The sequence below is a fragment of the Nocardiopsis potens DSM 45234 genome (assembly GCF_000341105.1).
GTDB classification, from domain to species: Bacteria; Actinomycetota; Actinomycetes; order Streptosporangiales; family Streptosporangiaceae; genus Nocardiopsis_A; species Nocardiopsis_A potens.
This window is the reverse complement of sequence record NZ_ANBB01000024.1, coordinates 54,293-76,910: the sequence shown is the minus strand read 5'-3', so window position 1 is coordinate 76,910 and position 22,618 is coordinate 54,293. Positions and strand designations below refer to the sequence as shown.

19 protein-coding genes are annotated in these 22,618 nt (G+C 75.6%); 14 read left to right on the top strand and 5 right to left on the bottom strand.

The features are described 5' to 3' along the window. Positions 1 to 11: 11 nt before the first annotated feature. From D459_RS0109560 to D459_RS0109545, 4 genes are all read left to right on the top strand, one after another. Positions 12 to 1,340, top strand: coding sequence for a CPBP family glutamic-type intramembrane protease (locus D459_RS0109560; protein WP_241484984.1), 1,329 nt, complete (start codon positions 12 to 14; stop codon positions 1,338 to 1,340). Between the two features lie 197 nt (positions 1,341 to 1,537). Continuing rightward, the gene (locus D459_RS0109555; RefSeq protein ID WP_051065389.1) at positions 1,538 to 2,203 is read left to right on the top strand and encodes a DUF6758 family protein; all 666 of its coding nucleotides are present in this window, start codon (positions 1,538 to 1,540) and stop codon (positions 2,201 to 2,203) included. A gap of 45 nt (positions 2,204 to 2,248) precedes the next feature. After that, positions 2,249 to 3,142, top strand: a complete 894-nt coding sequence (locus D459_RS0109550) for a PHP domain-containing protein (protein ID WP_017592776.1) — start codon at positions 2,249 to 2,251, stop codon at positions 3,140 to 3,142. A gap of 134 nt (positions 3,143 to 3,276) precedes the next feature. Then, the gene (locus D459_RS0109545; protein WP_017592775.1) at positions 3,277 to 4,479 is read left to right on the top strand and encodes an MBL fold metallo-hydrolase; all 1,203 of its coding nucleotides are present in this window, start codon (positions 3,277 to 3,279) and stop codon (positions 4,477 to 4,479) included. Positions 4,480 to 4,602: 123 nt separating this feature from the next. Here D459_RS0109545 and D459_RS0109540 read toward each other — a convergent pair whose 3' ends face one another. Continuing rightward, entirely contained in the window at positions 4,603 to 5,490 is an 888-nt protein-coding gene (locus D459_RS0109540; protein WP_040709634.1) for an alpha/beta fold hydrolase, read from the bottom strand. Between the two features lie 126 nt (positions 5,491 to 5,616). Next, the gene (locus tag D459_RS31180) at positions 5,617 to 7,068 is read right to left on the bottom strand and encodes a DEAD/DEAH box helicase (protein WP_241484989.1); all 1,452 of its coding nucleotides are present in this window, start codon (positions 7,066 to 7,068) and stop codon (positions 5,617 to 5,619) included. 580 nt (positions 7,069 to 7,648) lie between these two features. Here D459_RS31180 and D459_RS0109530 point away from each other — a divergent pair. From D459_RS0109530 to D459_RS0109520, 3 genes are all read left to right on the top strand, one after another. Then, positions 7,649 to 8,344: a ferritin-like fold-containing protein gene (locus tag D459_RS0109530; protein WP_017592772.1), complete on the top strand. Its 696-nt coding sequence runs from the start codon at positions 7,649 to 7,651 to the stop codon at positions 8,342 to 8,344. Positions 8,345 to 8,537: 193 nt separating this feature from the next. Continuing rightward, positions 8,538 to 8,849 carry a DUF6401 family natural product biosynthesis protein gene (locus D459_RS0109525; protein ID WP_017592771.1) on the top strand — a complete coding sequence of 104 codons (312 nt, stop codon included), beginning with the start codon at positions 8,538 to 8,540 and terminating at the stop codon, positions 8,847 to 8,849. A 244-nt stretch (positions 8,850 to 9,093) separates the two neighbouring features. After that, positions 9,094 to 9,336, top strand: coding sequence for a hypothetical protein (locus D459_RS0109520; protein WP_026120226.1), 243 nt, complete (start codon positions 9,094 to 9,096; stop codon positions 9,334 to 9,336). Positions 9,337 to 9,402: 66 nt separating this feature from the next. On the opposite strand, the gene D459_RS0109515 is transcribed toward D459_RS0109520, so the two are convergent. The 3 genes from D459_RS0109515 to D459_RS0109505 form a co-directional block, all read right to left on the bottom strand. Beyond that, positions 9,403 to 10,263: a mechanosensitive ion channel family protein gene (locus tag D459_RS0109515; RefSeq protein WP_017592769.1), complete on the bottom strand. Its 861-nt coding sequence runs from the start codon at positions 10,261 to 10,263 to the stop codon at positions 9,403 to 9,405. A gap of 340 nt (positions 10,264 to 10,603) precedes the next feature. After that, positions 10,604 to 11,236 (bottom strand): TetR/AcrR family transcriptional regulator, encoded by a 633-nt coding sequence (locus D459_RS0109510; RefSeq protein ID WP_026120225.1) that lies wholly within the window; start codon positions 11,234 to 11,236, stop codon positions 10,604 to 10,606. 209 nt (positions 11,237 to 11,445) lie between these two features. After that, a complete protein-coding gene (locus D459_RS0109505; protein ID WP_017592767.1) occupies positions 11,446 to 11,667 on the bottom strand; it encodes a hypothetical protein in 222 nt (73 codons plus the stop codon). Between the two features lie 167 nt (positions 11,668 to 11,834). Between D459_RS0109505 and D459_RS0109500 the strand changes: the two genes are divergently transcribed. From D459_RS0109500 to D459_RS0109470, 7 genes are all read left to right on the top strand, one after another. Continuing rightward, positions 11,835 to 12,809: an alpha/beta fold hydrolase gene (locus D459_RS0109500; protein ID WP_017592766.1), complete on the top strand. Its 975-nt coding sequence runs from the start codon at positions 11,835 to 11,837 to the stop codon at positions 12,807 to 12,809. A 97-nt stretch (positions 12,810 to 12,906) separates the two neighbouring features. Beyond that, entirely contained in the window at positions 12,907 to 14,085 is a 1,179-nt protein-coding gene (moeZ, locus tag D459_RS0109495) for an adenylyltransferase/sulfurtransferase MoeZ (protein ID WP_017592765.1), read from the top strand. A 115-nt stretch (positions 14,086 to 14,200) separates the two neighbouring features. After that, positions 14,201 to 14,569, top strand: a complete 369-nt coding sequence (locus D459_RS0109490) for an SPW repeat domain-containing protein (RefSeq protein WP_017592764.1) — start codon at positions 14,201 to 14,203, stop codon at positions 14,567 to 14,569. Between the two features lie 53 nt (positions 14,570 to 14,622). Next, positions 14,623 to 14,961 (top strand): MGMT family protein, encoded by a 339-nt coding sequence (locus D459_RS0109485; RefSeq protein WP_017592763.1) that lies wholly within the window; start codon positions 14,623 to 14,625, stop codon positions 14,959 to 14,961. Positions 14,962 to 15,029: 68 nt separating this feature from the next. Then, the gene (locus tag D459_RS0109480; protein ID WP_040709632.1) at positions 15,030 to 15,545 is read left to right on the top strand and encodes a GNAT family N-acetyltransferase; all 516 of its coding nucleotides are present in this window, start codon (positions 15,030 to 15,032) and stop codon (positions 15,543 to 15,545) included. Positions 15,546 to 15,739: 194 nt separating this feature from the next. Beyond that, positions 15,740 to 19,018, top strand: a complete 3,279-nt coding sequence (locus D459_RS0109475) for an ATP-dependent helicase (protein ID WP_017592761.1) — start codon at positions 15,740 to 15,742, stop codon at positions 19,016 to 19,018. A gap of 142 nt (positions 19,019 to 19,160) precedes the next feature. Further along, complete coding sequence (locus tag D459_RS0109470; RefSeq protein WP_152522935.1) at positions 19,161 to 22,559, top strand: ATP-dependent DNA helicase; 3,399 nt, start codon at positions 19,161 to 19,163, stop codon at positions 22,557 to 22,559. The last annotated feature ends 59 nt before the right edge of the window (positions 22,560 to 22,618 follow it).

The following is a 22,618-nucleotide window of genomic DNA, read 5'->3' as shown; positions in this document are numbered from 1 at the left end:
CTCGGCAAACGATGAGAAATACGCCACCGCCGACGGGGCCCTCGTGGCACTCCGGGCCCAGCGGGCCGGAGCAGCCGGGGGCGCAGCAGCATCCGCAGGACTGGGCCTGGCCGCCGGGCGCCGCCGCGGGCTCCGCCGCCCCCGGTGAGGCGCAGGCGGTGTGGGCGTGGCCTCCGCCGCAGCCCCCGCGGGCGCCGTCCGGCCCGGCGCAGCCGCCCCCGGGGACGCCCTACCACCGGATGGCCCGGACCTGGCGGTTCCGCTGGTGGATCCCGCCGCTGGCGCTGATCACCGCGGTCCTGCTGATCCTGGTCACCCAGGTGGTCCTCATCCTGGCCGGGAACGTGGCCGCGCTGCTCGGCGGGCGCACGCCCACCGCGGACTCCCCGCTCGGCGCGGAGATCCCCGACCTGGCCTTCATGCTCATCGTGCTGGCGACGATGACCCCGATCGTCTTCTTCACCGCGCGCGTGGTGCAGTGGCGCCGGGTGGGCGGGCTGCTCTCGGTCGAGGGCCGGATGCGCTGGGGCTGGCTGCGCACCTGCTTCCTGGTGTCGCTGCCGATCATCGCCGCCTACCTCGGCGTGCTCTACACGCTGCAGCTGGTCACCTCCCCGGAGGCGGCCTTCGTCGGGCCGTTCGTCGGCGCGGAGCGGTTCCTGCCGGCGCTCGCGGTGATCCTGCTGCTGGTGCCGTTCCAGGCCTCGGCGGAGGAGTTCGCGCTGCGCGGCTTCCTGATGCAGCTGGTCGGCTCGTACGGGCGCGGCGCCGCCGAGCGGCGCGGCGGCTCGCTCGCCTCCCGGGCGCTGCGCACCCCGGCACTGGGCATCGCGGTCAGCGGCACGGTCTTCGCGCTGCTGCACGACTACCACGGCTGGGCGCTGGCCGACGTCGCCGTCTTCGGCGTGGCCATGGCCTGGCTGACCTGGTACACCGGCGGCCTGGAGGCGGCCATCGCGCTGCACGTGGTGCACAACCTGGCCGCCTTCGGGCTGAGCGCCTTCGAAGGCACCCTCGCCGAGGCGGCCACCGGCGGCGGCTCCTGGGAGGGCGTGGTCGGCACCACCACCGAGGCGGTGCTGTTCTGCTCCGTGGTGGTGCTGCTGGCCCGGCGCAGGGGCCTGCGCCGGACCGCCCCCGGCGACCCCGAGGCGGTGCAGGCGCCGCCGGAGCGCCGCCGGCTGCCGCGCTGGGTGACGCAGGCCCCGCCGGTGCAGGACCCGGCCGGCGCGGAACCGCCCGGCGCCCACGGCTCGCATTTCCGCACCCCGCCCGGCCCCTCGCAGGGCCCCTACGGCCCCCCGCAGTACGGCGGAGGAACGGCGGGCCCCGCAAGCTGAACGCGGCCCCCGGGCGCCCCTCCTCTCCCGATGGTCTCGGCGCTGGGGCCCCGTCAGAGCGCTCTGACGGGGCCCCAGCGCCGAGACCATCGCCCCGGGGCGTGGGGCGCGCCGGCCGGGGCGCGGTTCCGCCTCCGCCGCCACGCCGTGCGGGAAGCGGTTTTCCCGCAGGTCGTCCGGGTATCTTCGGGGAGACCATGAAGCATGAGCCATCGTGTCCACGCTGCGGCCGCGCCGTCCGCGCTCCCAATCTGTGGTCGAGCGCGTGGCAGTGCGCCGTGCACGGCCCCGTCGCCCCGCTCCAGCCGCTGCGGGCCCCCGGGGAGACCTCGCTGGACCTCCTGCTGGACAGCGCCCGGGTCCCGGTCTGGCTGCCCTGGCCGCTCCCGGCGGGCTGGGTGGTGACCGGGTTCGCCGACGCCGGCGACGAGCGAAGCGGCGCCCTGGGCATCGCGGTCGCGCTGTCCGGCCCCGCCCCGCTGGGCGGAGTGGGCGAGATGGTCGTCGTCGCCGAGGACCCCGGCATCGGGCTGGGCGCCCGGCTGGCCGGCATGGACGCCCCCGACCCCGGGGCCGGGTTCGACACCGGGCCCGCCGCGCTCCGGCTCCGCCACGGCGGGCACGACATCCCGATGTGGCCGGTGCCCGGATGCAAGAAGCGCTCGGTCTACGCCGGCGAAGCCTACGCGAGCTGGCTGTGGCTGCTGCTCAGCCCCGCCGACACCGACGTCCTCACCTGCGAGCTCAGCGGGCTGCGGGACATGCGCGACCGGGTCGACGGCGCCACCCTGCCGCCGCCCTTCGGCGCCCTCTCCCCGTTCCTGGCCGATGGGCTCAAGCCGCTGGAGGAACCGGAGGGCTGACCCCGGCCCGCGGCGCGGCCGCCCGGCGGTCCATAGAATCGCCGGGTGACCCGCATCGATCTGCACACGCACAGCTCCGTCTCGGACGGAACCGAGCCGCCGGCCGAGGTCGCCGCCCGCGCCCGCGCGGCCGGGGTGGACGTGTTCGCGCTCACCGACCACGACACCGCGGCCGGCCTGGAGGAGGCGGCCGCCGCGCTGCCCCCCGGCCTCACCCTGGTCCCCGGGATGGAGCTCTCCTGCGCCTACCGGGGGGCCAGTGTCCACCTGGTCTGCTACCTGTTCGACCCGGAGGCGCCGTCGCTCGCCGCGGAGCTCCACCGGATCCGGGACGACCGGGTGAACCGGGCCAAGGAGATGGTGCGCCTGCTCCGCGAGGCCGGCGTCGAGGTCACCTGGGAGCAGGTCCGCGACATCGCGCTGAACGGCGGCGGGGACGACGGGGACCTGGAGGCGGGCGTGGTCGTCGGCCGGCCGCACATCGCACGGGCGATCGTCGCCGCCGGCGCCGCGGCGGACGTGCAGGACGCCTTCGACCGCTGGATCGGGTCGGGCGGCCCCGCCTACGCCTCCCGCTACGCGCTGGACCCGGTGCGGGCGGTGCGGGCGGTGCGCGAGGCCGGCGGCGTGTGCTCGCTGGCCCACCCGGCGCGCGCCGAGGGCATGCTCACCGGGGCGGTCCCGGTGGACCTGGCCGAGCGGATGGCCCGCGCCGGGCTCGGCGGGATCGAGGCGGACCACCCCTCGCACGACGAGGCCGAGGCCGAGCGGTGGCGCGGCATCGCCCGGGACCTGGGGGTGGCGGTCACCGGCTCCAGCGACGACCACGGCGCGCTCACCGGCCACCGGATCGGCGCGCGCACCACGGCCCCGGAGGAGTTCGCCCGGCTGATCGAGCCGGCGACCGGCGCCGCGCCCGTCACCGGCCGGGCGGGGTAGGGCTTACCGGAGGCTTAGCGCGGGTCTGCCAGGCTGGCGCGGGTACCGGACCGCGCGCCGGGACCGGAACAATGGTCCCGCACACATCGGAAGTACCAGTCGGAAGTTCGGACGCGAATCGAAGGGTCGGCACCGTGTTCTGGAAGCGGAAGGGCAAGAAGAAGGACGGCGAGGCGACCGGCGAGGCCGCCACGGTGACGCTCGACGAGGCGCGCGACGAGCCGGACACCGCCGTGCAGGACGGAGAGGACGCCGCGGACGGGAAGAAGTCCGCGAAGGCCCGCCCCGCCGCCGAGGCGGAGGAGAAGAAGGAGGAGGACTCGGCGAAGGACGGCGCCGACTCCGCGGACCCCGAGGACGCGGAGGAGAAGGCCGAGGCCGGCGCCGAGGACTCCGGGAAGAAGGACTCCGCGGAGGAAGAGTCCGCGGACTCCGAGGACTCCGGAAAGAAGGGCTCCGCCGAGAAGGAGTCCGCGAAGGACGAGGGCGCGGAGAAGGAGTCCGCGAAGGACGCGGAGGACTCCGCCTCGGACGACTCGGACGGGTCGGACGATGACGCGGACGCCTCGGACGCCGGCGAGGAGGACGCCGACAGCGCCGACTCCGACGCCGACACCGACGCCGACGACGCCGGCGAAGAGGACTCCGAGGAGGAGCCCGCGGCGGCGAAGAAGCGCGAGATCGAGCCCGAGGAGCCGGGCATCGGCGAGCCCGACTCCGACGGGGTCCAGCGGGTGCGGACCGCCGGCGTGCTCAAGGTCGACGACGAGGAGTACTCCGTCGTCAGCAACACCTGGATCGTGAAGGCGGACGACGACGGTGTCATCGTCATCGACCCGGCCCACGACGCCGAGCTCATCCTGGAGGCCGTCGGCGACCGGGAGATCTACCTGGTGGCCTGCACCAACGGCTACAACACCCACATCGGCGCGGCCCAGGAGGTGGCCGAGCGGGACGAGGCCCCGATCGCCCTGCACCGGCGCGAGGTCCGCTCCTGGCGCCGGGTGCACGGCGCGGAGAACCCGCCGGAGATCGAGGTCGAGGGCGGCGGCTCGCTCAAGGCCGGCGACCTGGAGGTCGACATCCTCCCGCTGCCCGGCACCTCCAGCGGCACCGTCGGCTACTACATCGCCGAGCTGGGCGCCGTGTTCAGCGGCGACACCCTGCGCGCCGGCGAGCTGGGCACGGTCGGCGAGGGCTACCTCGACTACACCCGCCAGCTGCACTCGGTCGGCGAGGTGCTGCTCTCCCTCCCGCCGGACACCCGGATCCTGCCCGACCAGGGCCCGGAGACCACCGTCGAGGAGGAGTCCGGCAACTTCAACTCCTGGGTCTGACCCGGGAACCGACCGGGCCGCGACCGCGCCCCGGCCGGCATGCGCACGGCCCGCCACCGGAGATCCGGAGGCGGGCCGTCGCCGTCGCCGGCCGTTCCGCGGCGATCGCGGGACGGAGCGCGGCTACCCCGTCCGGTCCGGGGTCTCCACCGCGTCCCAGAAGAGGGTCAGGGCGCGGGCCGTGGTCTCCGGGGCCTCGACGTTGGGGGAGTGGGCGGCGCCGGGGACGACGACCTTGCGGGCGGAGAGCTTCTCGGCCATCGCCGCCTGCAGGTTCGGCGGCCAGGCGTCGTCGTTCTCCCCGTAGAGCACCAGGCGGGGCAGGTCCACTGCGGCGAGCTCGCCGGTGCGGTCCTGGGCGGAGAGGATCTCCTCGCACATCCGCACCAGCGCGCCCGGGCTGTTCGCGACCATCCGGGCCTGCAGGAACTCCTGGATCTCCGCGGAGAGGCCGGCGGAGCGGGACGGGCCGTCCAGGAACCGGTCCCAGAGCAGCCGCAGCCGCTCCGGGCTGGGGTCGGGGCGGAGGAAGGCGATGAGCCGCTCGGCGTCGGAGATCCGGCCGGCCGAGGGGACCGCGGAGGGGCCCGAGCTCATCAGGGCCAGGGAGAGGAAGGGGGAGGGGTCGGCGAGGACCGCCTCCCGGGAGACCAGCCCGCCGTAGGAGTGGCCGAGCAGGTGGACCGGGCCCTCGTCGAGGGCCTCGGCCAGGGCCGCGACGGAGCGGCCCAGCCAGGCGGTTCCGTAGTCGGCCAGGTCGCCGGGGGCCGGGGACTCGTACTGGCCGGGCAGGTCGATCGCGACCACCGGGCGCCCGGCCTGGGCCAGCGTCTGCAGCAGCGCGATGAAGTCCTCTTTGCTCCCGGTCAGGCCGGGGACGAGGAGGGCGGGCTGCCGGTCGTGGCCGCCCGCCGCGGGCAGGGCCCGCAGCGCCGCGACGGTGCCCAGCGCCGTCGGCACGTCGATCCGCCGGACGCCGGGCGGAAGTTCCAGAAACCGCGGTGTACTCACGACGGATCACCCTAGACGATCCGCCCTCCGACCAGGGCCCCGGCCCGGTGAGCCGGGGGTGTCCGGACACGGCTGCGGGGCGGTCGCCCGCCGCCCCGGTCCGTGCGTGCGCACCGCGGAGGAGGGTCAGCCCTCCTGCGCGGTGCCCTCCTGGCCGCGGCCGACCTCGAGCCCGCCGCGGGTGCGGCGGCGCCTGCGCCGGCGCGGTGCGGGTGCGGGCGCGGCCTCGCCGTCGCCGCCGGCGGCGGGGGACTCGGTGCGGGCCGGGGCGTCCGAGGCGGCCGCCTCGCCGCCCTTGCGGGTGCGGCGCCGGTTCCGGGTCCGGCTCCGGCCGCCGCGCTCGCGGTCGCCGCGCTCCCGCGGCTCGCGCTGCTTGGCGTGCACCCCGGTGTCGCCGATGTCCTCGATCTCCTCGGCCTCCAGGCCGGCCCGCTCCTGCTTCTCCTTGGCCAGCCGCCCCTTGGTGCCCTCGGGGATGCGGAGCTGCTCGAAGAAGTGCGGCGAGGTGGAGTAGGTCTCCTCCGGGTCGGCGAAGGACAGCTCCAGCGCCGCGTTGATCAGCTTCCAGCGGGCGATCTCGCGCCAGTCGACGAAGGTGACCGCGGTGCCCGAGCGCCCGGCGCGGCCGGTGCGGCCGATCCGGTGGGTGTAGGTCTTCTCGTCGTCGGGGCACTCGTAGTTCACCACGTGGGTGACGTCGTCCACGTCGAGGCCGCGGGCGGCCACGTCGGTGGCGACCAGCACGTCGATCTTGCCGTTGCGGAACGCGCGCAGCGCCCGCTCGCGCTGGCTCTGCCCCAGGTCGCCGTGGACCGCGGCGGCGGCGAAGCCGCGCGACTTCAGGTCGCTCGCGACCCGGTCGCAGGCCCGCTTGGTCTGGCAGAAGACCATGCTCAGGCCGCGCCCCTCCGCCTGGAGCAGCCGGGCGAGCATCTCGCCCTTGTCCATCTGGTGGGTGCGGTAGACGTACTGGTCGATGTGGCTCGTGGTGGTCTGCCCCGGCTCGTCGTCGTCGCCGGCGCGCACGTGCGTGGGCCGGGTCAGGTAGCGGCGGGACAGGCCGACGATCTCGCTCGGCATGGTGGCCGAGAAGAGCATCGACTGGCGCTGGTCGGGGATCCGCTTGAGGATCCGCTCGATGTCCGGGAGGAAGCCCAGGTCGAGCATCTTGTCGGCCTCGTCGAGCACGACGGCGCCGACGCCGCCCAGGCTCAGGTGCTTCTGCTTCTCCAGGTCGAGCAGGCGACCGGGGGTGCCGACGACGATGTCGACGCCGCTCTTCAGCCCGTCGATCTGCGGCTCGTAGGCGCGGCCGCCGTAGACGGTGAGGATCCGGGCCCCGGTCCGCTTGCCCGCGGTGGTCAGGTCGGCCGCCACCTGGATCGCGAGCTCGCGGGTGGGGACGACGACCAGGGCGCGGGGCCGCTTGGACTCGCCGGGCTCCTTCTGCGCGAGCTGCAGCAGCGGCAGGCCGAAGGCGAAGGTCTTGCCGGTGCCGGTGCGCGCCTGGCCGATGATGTCGGAGCCGTTCAGCGCGAGCGGAAGGGCCAGGGACTGGATGGGGAAGGGCTCGATGATGCCCTCGGCTTCGAGGGCGTCGGCGATCTCCGGGCTGACGCCCAGGTCGCGGAAGGTACGTCGGGGTTCGCTCGTGTTCTCGGTGCTGCTCAGGGCTCATGCCTCCATCTGGGCGGGCCGCAATGGCGTTCGTGGCCTCGTGTGCTGCGGACGGGCGCCGCCGCTGCGGCGCGGGGCCGGGCGAGGGGCGGCGCGGCACGCGGGGCGGGTGTTCCGCCCTCCGCGGCGCGCTCGCGCACTCGGCGCATGGGCCGTCCGTTCTCTGTTGTCCTGGCGCGCGGCGCTCCTGCACCGCGCGGCGGGGCGCCGCATCCGGCCGCTCCGCTCCGCCGGTCGGGACGACCGGCCACGGCCGCGGCACCCGCCGCGCCCGTGCGGAGCGTCCGTGCGGACGGCGTTCGGCCGCCGATCACAGCGCAGAGTCTAGCGTGGCGCTCCGTCCCTGGACATGCCCCATCAGGCCCGCTCGCGGCGCTGACACGTGCAACGCCCCGGACGCGCCCGAATAATCCCCGCTCGCGCGGGCATCGCGCGGGCGGTGGTTCGGAGCGGGCCCCCGGGGCTCGTTAACCTGTGCTCCATGACGAATGGCTCCCCTTCCGAGACGGCGTCCGCGGGCGTCGTCGACCTGCTGGGCCTGCTGGCCTACGCCGAACTCGTGTCCTTCTTCCGGCTCTCCGGCGACGCGGGCCTGGCGCCCGACCTGGCCGCCAAGGGCGAGCTGGCGGGGGCGGCCGCCGCCGAGTACCGGCACTACCGCCTGCTGCACGACCGGCTCACCGAGCTGGGGGCCGACCCGGAGGCCGCGATGGAGCCGTTCGTCGAGCCGCTGGAGGCCTGGCACGCCCGGACCGAGCCGAAGAACTGGCTGGAGAGCCTGGTCAAGACCTATGTGGGCGACGGCATCTCGGGCGACTTCTACCGGGTGGTCGCCAAGGTCGCCGACGCGCGGACCGCGGAGCTGGTGGACGGCGCGGTCGACGACGACGAGCGGGCCGAGGTGATCGGCGCCCGGGTGCGCGCCGCGGTCGAGGCCGACCCCAGGCTCGCCGGCCCGCTGTCGCTGTGGGCCCGCCGCCTGGTCGGTGAGGCGCTGAGCCAGGCGCAGCTGGTCGCGGCGCACCGCCCGGACCTGGCCGCGCTGGTGGCCGCGGGGGCGGAGCGGGCCGGGGAGGAGTCCGGCCGGGAGAGCGACCTGGCCTCGATCAGCCGGATGTTCGCCGGGCTGACCGAGGCGCACTCCGCGCGGCTGGCCGCGATGGGGCTGAGCACCTGAGCGCGTCCGCCCCGGCCCGCGGAACCGGGCCCGGCGGGGCGGGAGCCGCCGCCGCGCAGGGGGAGCCGGCCGGGGTGCCCGCCGCGGGGCCGGTGACTCCGGCCACTCGAACACGAAACGGTCATGATTCGGTTCCGAATTGACATATAGTCGGTTGGGTTCCGAATGCTCCCGGCCATGAGGTGTCTCGTCCATGCGCAGTGGGTTCGACGCGCAGGGCCCGCTGGCCCGCCTCTCTCGCGAATTCGACGTCTTCGGTCCGCTCAGCGGATCCACCGAGCCCTGGCTCACCGCTGAGCTGGACCAGCACGCCGCCGCGGTCCGCGATTCGATCGCGTCCGGCGGCGCCTCGCTCACTCTGCGGAGCCTGACCAGCTACCTCCGCGGGTTCGTGGACGGCTGCCGGGAGCGGGGATGGCACTCCACCTCCGCTGAGTACGACTGGGAGACCGTTCGCCTCCTGGCCATCTGTCGGCTGGCCAAGGAGAGCGGCTTCGTCCGCTAGGTTGGTCACGCCCCAAGTGGAACCTCACGGATCGGCGGTACCAGGCCGCCGATCCGCGAAGTGATCTCACTGAGGCCCTCACGGGGCGTACGCTGATCCGTACCCGGGGTCATGCTGCCCGTGGTGGGTATCCAGAGGGCGAGGGGCGCCTCCGCATGCGGCGTTCCCGGCGCGGAGCCCGTCTCGGCCGCATGCCCGGGCATCGAAGATGCGGCCGCGAGGTGCCGCGAGAAAGGAAGAGCGCATGAGGAGCGGTCGGCATGGGGCGGCGCGGCCTCCTATCGGCGTCCTGGTCCGGCAGGATCGCACCGATTTCATGCTCTTCGCACTGATCGTCGTGGTCGCCCTGGCGGTGATGGCGGTCTCCGGGTGGACCTCACCCGCCTTCTGGCTGTCGCTGCTGCCCATCGGAGCGACCCTGGTGCTGATGATCCGCCGCATCGACCGGCTCTCCCGCGACGAGCTGCGGGACGAGGAGCTGCTCTAGGCGGCGGACGCGGAGCGGGGCGGGCCCGTACGGCCCCGCCCCGCTCAGGTGTGCGTCCGCGCCCCGTCAGGGCTCCGGCGGCCGGCGGTGCTCGCCGACCGGCCCGCCCTCCTCGGGACGGGTGCGGCCGTACCCGGACGGGCTGGCGCCGCCCGCGCCCTGCCGGGCCTCGGCGCCCTGCCGGGCCTCGGCGCGCTGCTGCGGAGCGCCCTGCTCGGCCCGCATCGCGTCGGACATGCCGGCCGCGTACCCCTGGCCCTCCTGGAGCCGGGAGGTCTCCCGCTCGGCCGCGTCCAGCCAGCGCGACCAGCGCGCCTGCATCGGCCGGATCATGCCGCCGCCCACGCCGACGACCAGGATGCCGCCGACCGTGGCCAGCACCGCGATGAGCACCGGCTGGGTGACGGTGGTGGCGACGCCGATCTGGTTCAGAGCGGCGATGACGCCCAGCGCCATCACGAAGATCCCCAGCAGGTTGGCGACCAGCCGGCCGTAGCTCAGCCCGCCCAGCGCGCTGGAGACGATGTCCCGGAGGGCCTTGGCGATGATGCCGGCGACCACCACGATCACCAGCGCCACCACGGCCTGCGGGATCCAGGCGACCACCTGGTTCAGCATCTGGGTGATCGGGTTGGCCGGCCCGAACACGCTGAACGCCAGCTGCAGCGTGATCAGCACACCGGCGTAGTAGATGATCTTCCCGCACAGCTCACTGGCGGAGTACTTGCTGCGCTGGAAGTACTCGCCGACCCCCGAGCGCTCCAGTCCCCGGTCGAGGCCGAGGCGGGCGAGCCCCTTGCCGACCAGCCGGCCGATGAGCTTGGCCACGAGCCAGCCCAGGATCAGGATGACCAGGAACGCGGCGAGTCTCGGTGCGAAAGACGCGACAGCGGACCACGCCGCCGTGAGTCCCTGACCGATGTCCATGTCGTTTCACCCCCGATGGGGCCCCGCCCGTACCCGGGAGTGATCCCGCGTACGCTCGGCGAAACCGAAACGGATCGCTTCTCACCACGGCGATTACCCGTTATCGACCAGGCCGAATCGTCGGAGGGTGACCGGCGATCACGGAGGGTGCCCACTCTCGGGGGGCGGGGCGGGGGTGGGCGGGTCGCCGCGCCCCCCGATCACCGGAGCGGCGGGGGAACCCGGAGGCGCCCCGGGAGGACCCCCGGTGGTCACGGAGCGGAGTCGGGGCGGCGGAAAAACCCGGGGCGGAGAACGGAGAACCCGGGGCGGGGGCGGGGATCGGCCGCGTCCGTCCCGGTTACTCGGCGCTCTCCCGGGTGAGGTCCCAGCCGCTCAGGCCGCGCCAGGCGAGCCGGGAGACGAGCAGCTCCGCGGTCTCCTTGGGTACGCCGCCGCCGCTGCCGGTCCAGTACCGGGCGCTGGTCTCGGCCAGGCCGACCAGGCCGACGCTGAGCAGGTGCGCCTCCTCCTCGGAGATGCTGGTGTCCTGGCGGATCACCTCGCCGATCAGCTCGGCGCACCGGTGCAGGGTGTGGTCGAGCTTCTCCCGGACCGCGGGCAGGTTGCGCAGGTCGGACTCGAACACCAGGCGGAACGCCTCGCCGTCGCCCGCGACGAACTCGAAGAACGCGGTGAAGCTGGCGACGACCCGTTCCCGGTTGTCGGTGGTGCTCTCCAGGGCCTTGCGCTGCTTCTCGACCAGAGCCTCGCAGTGCTGCTCCAGCAGCGCCAGGTAGAGCTCCAGCTTCCCGGGGAAGTGCTGGTAGAGCACGGGCTTGCTGACGCCGGCCCGCTCGGCGATCTCGTCCATCGCGGCCTGGTGGTAGCCCTGGGAGACGAACACCTCCTGAGCCGCCGCCAGCAGCTGCCGCCTGCGCGCGACGCGGGGCAGCCGGGTGCCGCGCGGCCTGGCATCTGAAGGAGCTGTCACACCCACACCCTCCGAACTGGTGCGGCGGCTCTGCTGGCGCCGCATTCGACGGTTCAATCCGGGAAGCGCCCTGGGAACGGGGAACCGGAACACCCCGGCGCGCATCCCTTCATCTTACTCGGACGTAGGTTACGCTCACCCGGCACCGGCCACCACCCCGGCCGCCTCCGCCCCCGATGATCTCGGATATCCCGGCGCTCGGGGAAGGGTCAGGCGCGGTATTCGTCCTCGTCCATTCCGACCTCCTGGTGCTGCTCGACGGCGTCGCCCTCGGAGACGTCGTCCGGGGCGTCCAGGGCGCGGTCGGGGGTCCACCCCTCCTCCTCGTCGCCGACCGAGGCCAGCTGGTCGGCGCGGTCGGCCTCCGGGGAGTCGAGGGACTCGTCCGGGGCGGCCTCCCCCGGTTCGCGCGGCGGTCGTGCAGACGTCACGGGATCCCCCCTCGGATCGTCGCGGAACGTGCCCCCCACGTTACTCGCTCTGCCTCGGCCGGGGGAAACGGCGAGGCCACGGCCGGGTAAGGGGCGGCGGTGCGTAGAGTGCCACCGAGGGGCCGCGGCGGCGGGACCGCGCGGGCCCGGAGACCGAGGAGGGCGGCATGGCGGAGCCCATCGAACCGTGGCCGGGCGAGTTCCGCACCGTCGGCGGGCGGCGGATGCACGTCCGCGCCGGCGGCCCGCGGGACCGGCCGCGCGTCGTCTACCTGCACGGACTCAACGGGTCCTCGGCGGACTGGACCGACCTGATGGGCGCCCTGGCCGGGGAGTACCGCGGCGAGGCGCCCGACCTGCCCGGGTTCGGCAAGTCGCCGCCGCCCGAGGACGGCGACTACGGGCTGGACGCCGGCGTCGCGGCCGCCGCCGACCTGATCGCCGCCGGCGAGCGCCCGGTCCACCTGGTCGGCAACTCGCTGGGCGGCAGCATCGCGGTGCGGCTCGCCGCCGAGCGCCCCGAGCTGGTGCGCACCCTCACCCTGATCTCCCCGGCCCTGCCCGACCTGCGCCCCCGGCTGGTCCCGTACCAGATGGCCGGCGCGCTGGTCCCGGTGCTCGGCCCCGCGGTCTACGCGCGCATCGCCCGGCGCCCCGCCGAGGTCCGGGTGCAGGACACCCTGGACGCCACCTACTACGACCCGGCGTCCGCCCCGGCCCAGCGGGTGCTGGAGGCGCTGGAGGCCGAGCGGGAGCGGGAGGGCCTCCCGCACGCGGTCGGCTCGGTGCTGGAGTCGCTGCGCGGGCTGGTCGCCGAGTACCTGCGCCGGGGGCCCCGGTCGCTGTGGCGCCAGGCGGCCCGGGTCGGCCACCCGGTGCTGCTCGTCTACGCCGCGGCCGACCGGTTCATCGACCCGCGGATGGCCCGCCGGGCGGCGCGGACCTTCCGCCGCAACCGGATGGTGCTGCTGCCCCGCACCGGCCACGTGGCGATGAAGGAGCGCCCCGAGCTGGTCGCCCGGGAGCTCCGCCGGTTCCTCGCCGCGGACGGGGCCCCGCGGGAGGGCGGCGCCGGGCCGGCGGGTCCGGAGACCGGCGCGAGGGGGCGGCCCGGCGGCGGGAATGCAAACCCCACCCCGTAGGTTGGGTATGAGAGCAAGCTCGTCACGTGCCCGATCCCCTCCGGCACCGGAGGCCCGCGGGCGTCGTGGCGCCGACGAGAACTGTTGAGGAGCCACTGTGTCGCTGCCGCCGCTGGTCGAGCCAGCCGACGAGCTGACCGTCGACGAAGTGCGCCGCTACTCCCGCCACCTGATCATCCCCGACGTGGGCATGGACGGTCAGAAGCGCCTGAAGAACGCCAAGGTGCTGGTCGTCGGCGCCGGCGGGCTGGGGTCGCCGGCCCTGCTCTACCTCGCCGCCGCGGGCGTGGGCACGCTCGGCATCATCGACTTCGACGTCGTGGACGAGTCCAACCTGCAGCGCCAGATCATCCACGGGCAGAGCGACGTGGACCGGCCCAAGGCCGTCTCCGCGCGCGACTCGGTCCGCGAGGTGAACCCGAACACCGAGGTGGTGCTGCACGAGGAGCGGCTCGACTCCGACAACGCCTTCCGCATCTTCGAGCCGTACGACCTCATCGTCGACGGCACCGACAACTTCGCCACCCGCTACCTGGTGAACGACGCCTGCGTGCTGCTGGGCAAGCCGTACGTGTGGGGTTCGATCTACCGCTTCGACGGGCAGGCCTCGGTCTTCTGGGCCGACCACGGCCCCTGCTACCGCTGCCTCTACCCGGAGCCCCCGCCGCCCGGGATGGTCCCCTCCTGCGCCGAGGGCGGCGTGCTCGGCGTGCTCTGCGCCTCCATCGGGTCGATCCAGGTCAACGAGGCCATCAAGCTCATCGCCGGGTTCGGCGAGCCGCTGGTCGGCCGGCTGATGACCTACGACGCCCTGGAGATGAACTACCGCGCGCTGAAGGTCCGCAAGGACCCCGAGTGCCCGCTGTGCGGCAAGAACCCGACGATCACCGAGCTGATCGACTACGAGGCGTTCTGCGGCACCGTCTCCGAGGAGGCCCAGGAGGCCGCGGCCGGCTCCACGATCACCGCCGGCGAGCTCAAGCGGATGATCGACGGCGGCGAGGACTTCCAGCTGGTCGACGTCCGGGAGAAGAACGAGTACGAGATCGTCAGCATCCCCGGCTCGGTGCTCATCCCCAAGGGCGAGTTCCTGAACGGCGAGGCCTTCGCCAAGCTGCCCCAGGACAAGAAGATCGTCCTGCACTGCAAGTCCGGCGCCCGCTCCGCGGAGGCCCTGGCGGCGCTCAAGGGCGCCGGGTTCTCCGACGCGGTGCACGTCGGCGGCGGCGTGCTGGCCTGGATCAACCAGGTCGACCCCAGCCTGCCGACCTACTGACCGGCCCCCGTGCGCCCCGGCCGCCCCGCGCGGCCGGGGCGCCGTGCCGTCCGGGCCCGGAGCGGGTATATGGCAGACAGCGCCGGCGGCGGAGCCGGTGCGGAGGAGGTCTGCCATGACGGTCAAGGGACGCTGGCAGGACTGGGCGGCGATCACCGCGGGCGTGCTGCTCGCCGTCAGCTGGATCTGGCACGGGATGCTCGGGCCGCAGAAGGCGGCGCTGTTCGTACTGGCCCTGCTCATCGTGCTCGCATCGACGATGTCGATCACCCACCCGGGCATGCTCGCCGGCGAGGGGTTCATCTTCGGCCTGGGCGCGCTGGTCTTCCTCTCGCCCTGGCTGACCGGTTTCGCCGGGACCAACGCGGGCGCCGCCTGGACGGCGTGGATCCTCGGTGCGGTCGTGATGATCGCCGGCGCCGCCGGCATCGTCCAGGTGGGCCGCCCCGGCGGCGTCGGCGGCCGCCGCCCGGTGGCGCACTGACCGGCCCCGGAGGCCCCGCCCCGGTCCGGCCGGCGCCGGTCTAGGGTCGGGGCATGGCCCGATACGAATCGCACCCCACCGAGTACGGCGAGCGCGTGCTCGACTTCGTGGAGCGGATACCGCCCGGCCGGGTGATGTCCTACGGCGACGTCGCCGAGTACCTGGGGGAGGGCGGGCCGCGCCAGGTCGGCGCGGCGATGGCGGCCTGGGGCGGCGGCGTTCCGTGGTGGCGGGTCATCCGCGCGGACGGCACCCCGCCGCCCGGCCACGAGGTGCGCGCCCTGGCCCGCTACGCCGAGGAGGCGACCCCGATGCGCCCCGGCGCCGACCGGGTCGACATGCGCCGCGCCCGCTGGGAGGGCCCCGGCGCCGAGGACGGGCCGGAGCGCTGAGGGGCGCGCCGCGGCCGCGGGGAAAACGCGTTGACGGCGGGCCGGGGGCGCGGGAAGGGTGGGCGCACGTGAGCATCCGATTCCCCTTGCAGAGCGACCGGATCCGACTGCGCCCGTTCCGGGACGGCGACCGGGACGCCGTCCACGAGGTCTACGGCGACCCCGAGGTGATGCGCCACGTCGCCCACGGAAAGCCGGCCGCGGCCGCCGAGACCGCCGAGATGGTCGCCGGGTACATCTGGCACCAGGAAGAGCACGGCTACGCCTTCTGGGCGGTGGAGGACGCCGCCACCGGCGCGGTCATCGGCGACGCCGGCTTCGAGGCCCGGGAGGAGGGCGCCGAGTTCGGCTACACCCTGGCGCGCGCGTGGTGGGGGCGCGGCCTGGCCACCGAGGCCGGGCGGCTCTGTACCGCCGCGGCCTTCGGCGAGCTGGGTCTCCCCCTGCTCACCGGGGTGGTGGACCCGGCCAACCCGGCCTCGTCCCGGGTGCTGGAGAAGCTGGGCTTCGCCTTCTCCCGCGAGGTGGAGGCCTACGGCCGCCCGCACCTCGAATACCTGCTCCGGGCCCCGTCGGGCCGCTGACGGGAGCAGCGCCCTCCCAGGGCGGCGATCCCGGCGCCGCGGGGACGCGGGGTGACCGCGGCAGCGCGCTCGGTGCCGGGGCCGCTCACCGAGCGGGTCCGGGCGGTCGCCCAGCGGGAACCGTGTGAAGATCACGTACAAATGTTCGATCCGAATGGCGGCGATCCCCGTGGGGATGTGGTGAACTTGGCGGGGTGAACCCATCCCCGTACCGGCTCGTCAGGCGTGCGCGCCGCGCCGCACCGCCGCCGGTGCTCGACGGCGCCCAGCGCCGGGTGGTGGCGCACAAGGGCGGGCCGCTGCTGGTCCTGGCGGGCCCCGGCACCGGCAAGACCACCACGATCGTCGAGGCCGTCGTCGACCGGATCGAGAACCGCGGCGCCGACCCCCGCTCCGTCCTGGTGCTGACCTTCAGCCGCAAGGCCGCCGAGGAGCTGCGGCACCGCATCACCTCGCGGCTGCGCCGGACCACCCGCGAACCGCTCGCCCTCACCTTCCACAGCTACGCCTATGCGCTGATCCGCCGAGAGTTCCAGCGCCTCGGCGACCTGCCGCCCCGGCTGCTCTCCGGCCCCGAGCAGCTGATGGAGGTGCGCGAGCTGCTCGCCGGCGAGCTGGAGGACGGGGCCCAGGGGTGGCCGGAGCGGCTCCGCCCGGCCCTGGCCACCCGCGGCTTCGCCGAGGAGCTGCGCGACTTCCTGATGCGCGCCCAGGAGCGCGGCCTGGGCTCCGCCGACCTGGAGCGGATGGGCCGCGAGCGGGGCCGGGACGACTGGGCGGCCGCCGGCGGCTTCCTGGACCGCTACACCGGCCGGTTCGACGTCGCGCCGGTGCCCACGCTCGACTACGCCGAACTGGTCCGGGTCGCCGCGAACCTGCTCTCCGACCCCGACGTGCTGGCCCGGGAGCGGGCCGCCCGGGAGGTCGTCTTCGTCGACGAGTACCAGGACACCGACCCCGCGCAGGAGGAGCTGCTGCGCGCGCTGGCCGGCGACGGCCGGGACCTGATCGCCGTCGGCGACCCCGACCAGTCCATCTACGGATTCCGCGGCGCCGACGTGCGCGGCATCCTCGACTTCCCGCAGCGGTTCCCGGACGCCGCCGGCGAGCCCGCGCCGGTGGTCGCGCTGCGCACCTGCCGGCGCAGCGGCCCGGCGCTGCTGCGCGCCTCGCGCGGGGTGGCCCGGCGGCTGCCCGCGGCGCCCTCCCCGGACGGCGGCCCGGTCAACGCCCACCGCGAACTGGCCCCGGTGCCGGACGCCCCGGAGGGCGAGGTGCGGGTGCTCGCCATGGAGAGCCCCACCCAGGAGGCCGCGGTCATCGCCGACGTGCTGCGCCGCGCCCACCTGGTGGACGGCCTGCCCTGGTCCCGGATGGCGGTGCTGGTCCGCTCGGCCACCCGCCAGGTCCCGGTGCTGCGCCGGGCGCTGCTGGCGGCCGGCGTGCCGGTCGCGGTGGCCCGCGACGAGCTGCCGCTGGCCGCCGAGCCGGTGGTCCGCCCGCTGCTGCTGCTCCTGCGCTGCGGGCTGCACCCGGACTCGCTCGACCCGGACACCGCGCACGAGCTGCTGGTCTCCCCGTTCGGCGAGGCCGACACGGTCCGGCTGCGCCGGCTCGGCAGGGCGCTGCGCCGGCTGGAGCTGGACGCCTTCGCCGCGGACGGCGGCGCGGAGCGGAGTTCGGAGCGGGGCCCGGAGCAGAGCTCGGCGGAGGCGGCGGAGAGCGGCACCGGAGGCGGCGCCGGGGACGGCGAAGGGGAGGAGCCCGGCGGCGGGCGGCGCCGCCCGCGCTCCTCGGCGGTGCTCATCGCCGACGCGCTGCGCGACCCGCGCGAACTCACCCTGGTGGACCCGGCCGTGGCCGAGCCGGCCCGGCGGGTGGCCCGGCTGCTCGCCACCGTCACCGACACCGCCGCCCGCGGCGGCAGCGCCGAGGACGTGCTCTGGGAGGTGTGGAAGGCGAGCGGCCTGGGCGACCGGCTGCTCCGCGCCAGCCAGGCCGGCGGCAGGCGCGGCGCCGCCGCCGACCGGGACCTGGACGCGGTGGTGGCGCTGTTCGAGAACGCCGCCCGCTACTGCGACCGGCTGCCCCCCGGGGCCCCCGAGGGGTTCCTGGAGGACCTGGAGGCCCAGGAGATCCCCGGCGACACCCTCGCCGAGCACGCCCCCGAGGGCGAGTCGGTGCGGATCCTCACCGCGCACCGCTCCAAAGGGCTGGAGTGGGACCTGGCGGTCGTCGCCGGGGTGCAGGAGGGGGACTGGCCCGACCTGCGGCTGCGCGGCTCGCTGCTCGGGGTGGAGGAGCTGGTCGACACCGCCTCGGGGTTCGCTCCGGAGTCCTCCGCCGCGGGGGCGGCCGTCGCCTCCAAGCTCCTCGACGAGGAGCGCCGGCTGTTCTACGTGGCGGTGACCCGGGCCCGCCGCCGGCTCGTCGTCACCGCCGTGGGCGGGGAGGAGACCGAGGAGCGCCCGTCGCGCTTCCTGGCCGAGCTGGGCCTGGGCGAACCGGAGCGGGTCGGCACCGGGCGGCGCTGGCTGTCGCTGCCGGCGCTCGTCGCCGACCTGCGCTCGGTGGCGACCGACCCCGGCCGGCCCGACCCGCTGCGCCGCGCCGCCGCCGCGCACCTGGCCCGGCTGGCCGCCGCCGGCGAGCGCGGCGCCGACCCCGCCGAATGGCACGCGCTGACGCCGATCTCCGACGACCGGCCGCTGGCCGAGGAGGGCGAGGGCATCCGGGTCTCGCCGTCCCAGGTGGAGACGTTCAGCACCTGCCGGCTCCGCTGGCTGCTGGAGAAGGGCGCCGGTGCCTCCGGGACGGAGACCGCCTCGGCGCTCGGCAGCATCGTGCACGCGGTGGCGGTGCTGGTCGCCGAGGGCGTCACCAAGGAGGAGATCGACCACCGGCTGGACGAGATCTGGTCGGAGATGGACTTCGGAGGCCCCTGGTACGCCGGCCGCCAGCGGGAGAAGACCGACGAGATGGTGCGCAAGCTCATCGCCTGGCACCGCGCCGACCCGCGCGAACTGGTCGTCACCGAGGAGGGGTTCAAGGTCGACGTGGGCGGGGTGGAGATCACCGGCCGGGTGGACCGCCTGGAGCGGGACGAGCAGGGGCGCGGCTTCGTCGTCGACATCAAGACCGGCGGCAGCATGCCCGGCAAGGACGAGCTGGGCCGCCTCCCGCAGCTGGGCGTCTACCAGCTCGCGGTGCTCAAGGGCGCCTTCGCCGGCCTCGGCCTCACCGAACCGGGCGGGGCCTCGCTGGTCCAGGTCGGCGGGTCGCTGAAGAACCCCAAGGAGCAGGAGCAGGGGCCGCTCGGCGGCGACCCCGACCCGGAGTGGGCCGGCCGGCTCGTCCTGGAGACCGCCGAGGGCATGTCCGGCGCCCGGTTCTCCGCCACCCGCAACGACCGGTGCGGCCGCTGCCCGGTCCGGTCCAGCTGCCCCGCCCACGACGAGGGGAGGCGGCTGTGACCGGCCCCGGAGGGTGCGGCGCGGACGGCAAGGCGGAGCGGAGCGGAAGACGGAGGAGGAGCAGGTGACCGATCGGGCCGCATGGGGGACCGGGGACGGGGAGCGCCCCCGGCGGGTGCTCACGCCCGCCGAGATCGCCCGGATGCTGGGCCGCCCGGAGCCCACCCCCGAGCAGGCGCGGGTGATCGCGGCGCCGCTGGGGCCCTCGGTGGTCGTGGCGGGCGCCGGGTCGGGCAAGAGCGAGACCATGGCCGGCCGGGTGGTGTGGCTGGTCGCCAACGGCTTCGTCCGCCCCGAGCAGGTGCTCGGCCTCACCTTCACCCGCAAGGCCGTCGCCGAGCTCGCCGAGCGGGTCCGCACCCGGCTGGGCCAGCTGCGCGGCACCGAGCAGGTCCCCGCCGAGGTCCTCGACGGCGAACCGGAGGTCTCCACCTACAACTCCTACGCCGCCCGGCTGGTCGGCGACCACGCGCTGCGCGAGGCGATCGAGCCCGGCACCCGGCTGCTCAGCCAGGGGCAGTCCTGGCAGCTCGCCGCGCACATCGTGGAGACCTACGACGGCCCGATGGACGCCGTCGACCTCGGCCCGCAGACCGTGGTCGAGCGGGTGCTGGCACTCGCCGGCGACCTCTCCGACCACCTGCGCACCCCCGAGGACGTGCGCGGCGTCGGCCGCTGGATCGACGACCGCGCCGCCGCCCTGCCCGCCAAGCGGAAGACCAAGGAGACCACCGGGCGGCTGGTCGGCGCGCAGCGCATGCGCGAGCAGCTGCTGCCGCTGGTGGAGCGGTACATCGCGGCCAAGGCCGCGCGCGAGGTGATGGACTTCGGCGACCAGGTGGCGCTGGCCGCGCGGATCGCCTCCCGCCACCCCGAGGTCGGCATGACCGAGCGCAGCCGCTACCGGGTGGTCCTGCTCGACGAGTACCAGGACACCAGCCACGCCCAGCTCACCCTGCTGCGCGAGCTGTTCGGCGGCGGCCACCCGGTCACCGCGGTCGGCGACCCCTGTCAGTCGATCTACGGCTGGCGCGGCGCCAGCGCCGGCGGCCTCACCACCTTCCCCACCGACTTCCCCGAGGCCCCCGGCCGGCCCGCGCCGCTGCACGCGCTCTCCACCAGCTTCCGCAACGGCGAGCGGATCCTGGACGTCGCCACCCGGATCTCCGAACCGCTGCGCACCGGCGGGGACGGGGGCCGGGAGCCGGCCGGCGGCCGGGCCGAGGTGCCGGTGCTGCACCCGGGGCCGAACCGGCGCGGTCGCGGCGCGGTCGGCTGCGCGCTGCTGAGCACCGAGACCGAAGAGGCCGAGTGGATCGCCCGCACCGTGCACGCCGCCCTGGACCAGCGCGAGGACCTCGCCCCCGACGGCCTGGTCCGCCCCGCCGGCGAGGACGGCCCGCTCACCCCGGGCGGAGTGGCGGTGCTCTGCCGCAAGCGGGCCCAGTTCTCCGCGATGCGCGAGGCGCTGGAGGCGCGCGGCATCCCGGTCGAGGTGGTCGGCATCGGCGGGCTGATGACCGTGCCCGAGGTGCGCGACGTCATCGCCGCGCTGCGGGTGGTGCACGACCCGGCCGCAGGCAACGAGCTGGCCCGGCTGCTCACCGGGCCGCGGCTCCGGCTCGGCCCGCGCGACCTGGTGGCGCTCGGCGAGCGCGCCTCCGAACTGGTCCGCGAGTCCCGCCGCGACCTCGTCGGCCAGGGAGCCGAAGCGGCCGAGGGCGCCGCGGAGCCCGGCGCGGACGGCGCCCCCGGCGACAGCGAGGACCTGCTCCGCAGCACCGTGCTCGACCTGACCGCGGAGAGCGGCAGCCTGGTCGACGCCCTGGACGACCTGGGGCCCGCCGAGCGGTACTCCGAGGCGGGCTACGAGCGGCTGGCGATGCTCGCCGCCGACCTGCGCGGCCTGCGCAAGCTCGCCGGGCAGCCGCTGCCCGACCTGATCGCCGAGACCGAGCGGGTGCTGGGCCTGGACATCGAGGTGGCCGCCCGGCCCGGCCGCGACCCGCTCGCCGCCCGCGCCGACCTGGACGCCTTCACCGACGCCGCGGTCCGCTTCGCCGGCAGCACCGACGACCCCACCCTGGCGGCGTTCCTCACCTACCTGCGCTCGGCCGAGGACGCCGAGCGCGGGCTCGCCCCCGGCGAGCGGGTCGGCTCCACCGACACGGTCAAGCTGATGACCGTGCACGCCGCCAAGGGCCTGGAGTGGCCGCTGGTGGTGGTCCCCGGGCTGTCCGGGGACGGCGGGCGCTCCTCGGTCTTCCCCACCAGCCCGCGGGACGCCGGGTCGTGGGTGCGCCACGCGCACCAGCTGCCGTTCCCGCTCCGCGGCGACGCGGCCGGCCTGCCCCGGCTGGACGACGTCGACAAGGACGGGGTCAAGGAGTTCCTCGCCGCGGACAAGGCCCGGCACCTGATGGAGGAGCGGCGGCTCGCCTACGTCGCCGTCACCCGGGCCTCCTACGCGCTGCTGTGCACCGGGCACTGGTGGGGCAGGGACAGCGCCACCCGGCGCGGCCCCTCCCCGTTCCTGGAGGAGGTGCGCGAGGCCTGCGAGGCCGGCGGCGGCCGGGTCGCGGTCTGGGCGCCGCCGCCGGAGGAGGGCGAGGAGAACCCGCAGACCTCCGGGGAGGAGCCGGTCGACTGGCCGCTCCCGCCGGAGGAGGAGACCGGGGCGGCGGCCGAGCGGCACCGGGAGATCGCGGCCGGCGCGGCCCTGGTCGAGCAGGCCCGCGAGGACGGCGGGCGCTGGCTGGAGACCCTGGAGCGGGCGTCGATGCCGGCGTCGATGCGCCGCCGGCTGGACGGCTGGGCGCGCGACGCCGAGCTGCTGCTCGCGCACCGGGACGCCGCCGGCGAGCGCTCCGGCGGCCCGGCCGAGGTGGACCTGCCCGAGCACCTGACGGTCTCCTCCCTGGTCACCCTGGCCCGCGACCCGGCCGCCCTGGCGCAGCGGATCCGCCGCCCGATGCCGCGCCCGCCCGCCCCGCACACCCGACGGGGCACCGCGTTCCACGGCTGGCTGGAGCGCCGGCACGGCCAGGAGACCCTGCTCGGCCCGGACGAGCTGCCCGGCGCGGCGGACGACGGCGCCGGCGGCGACGAGGACCTGGAGGAGCTGCGCCGGCTCTTCGAGGCGAGCGAGTGGGGCCCGCGCGTCCCGCTGGACGTGGAGGTGCCGTTCGAGACGGTCATCGGCGACCGGCTGGTGCGCGGCCGGATGGACGCGGTCTTCCACGACCCGGTCGGGGACCGCTACGACGTGGTGGACTGGAAGACCGGCCGGCCGCCGCGCAGCGCCCGGGAGCGGGACGCGGTGGCGGTGCAGCTCGCCGCGTACCGCGTCGCCTGGGCCGACCTCACCGGCGTGCCCCTCGACCGGGTCGGCGCCGCCTTCCACTACGTCCGCGCCGACGTCACCGTCCGCCCCGCCGACCTCCTCGACGAGGCGGGCCTGGCGGCCCTGCTGGACCGCGTCCCCGAACCGGACCGGCCCGGACCGGGCCGCTCCGGGCCGGACCGCCCCGAACCGCGCTGATCCCGGCGCCCCGCGGTCTCGGCCGGCGTCGAGACCGCGGCGGCGCCGCGACCGGCGCC

Excerpts from the sequence above, each read along its gene's own strand:
- D459_RS0109560 (WP_241484984.1), top strand. The coding sequence starts at position 12 with ATGAGAAATACGCCACCGCCGACGGGGCCCTCGTGGCACTCCGGGCCC.
- D459_RS0109555 (WP_051065389.1), top strand. The coding sequence starts at position 1,538 with ATGAAGCATGAGCCATCGTGTCCACGCTGCGGCCGCGCCGTCCGCGCT.
- D459_RS0109530 (WP_017592772.1), top strand. The coding sequence starts at position 7,649 with ATGACGAATGGCTCCCCTTCCGAGACGGCGTCCGCGGGCGTCGTCGAC.
- D459_RS0109525 (WP_017592771.1), top strand. The coding sequence starts at position 8,538 with ATGCGCAGTGGGTTCGACGCGCAGGGCCCGCTGGCCCGCCTCTCTCGC.
- D459_RS0109520 (WP_026120226.1), top strand. The coding sequence starts at position 9,094 with ATGAGGAGCGGTCGGCATGGGGCGGCGCGGCCTCCTATCGGCGTCCTG.
- D459_RS0109515 (WP_017592769.1), bottom strand. The coding sequence starts at position 10,263 with ATGGACATCGGTCAGGGACTCACGGCGGCGTGGTCCGCTGTCGCGTCT.
- D459_RS0109500 (WP_017592766.1), top strand. The coding sequence starts at position 11,835 with ATGGCGGAGCCCATCGAACCGTGGCCGGGCGAGTTCCGCACCGTCGGC.
- D459_RS0109490 (WP_017592764.1), top strand. The coding sequence starts at position 14,201 with ATGACGGTCAAGGGACGCTGGCAGGACTGGGCGGCGATCACCGCGGGC.
- D459_RS0109485 (WP_017592763.1), top strand. The coding sequence starts at position 14,623 with ATGGCCCGATACGAATCGCACCCCACCGAGTACGGCGAGCGCGTGCTC.
- D459_RS0109470 (WP_152522935.1), top strand. The coding sequence starts at position 19,161 with ATGCTGGGCCGCCCGGAGCCCACCCCCGAGCAGGCGCGGGTGATCGCG.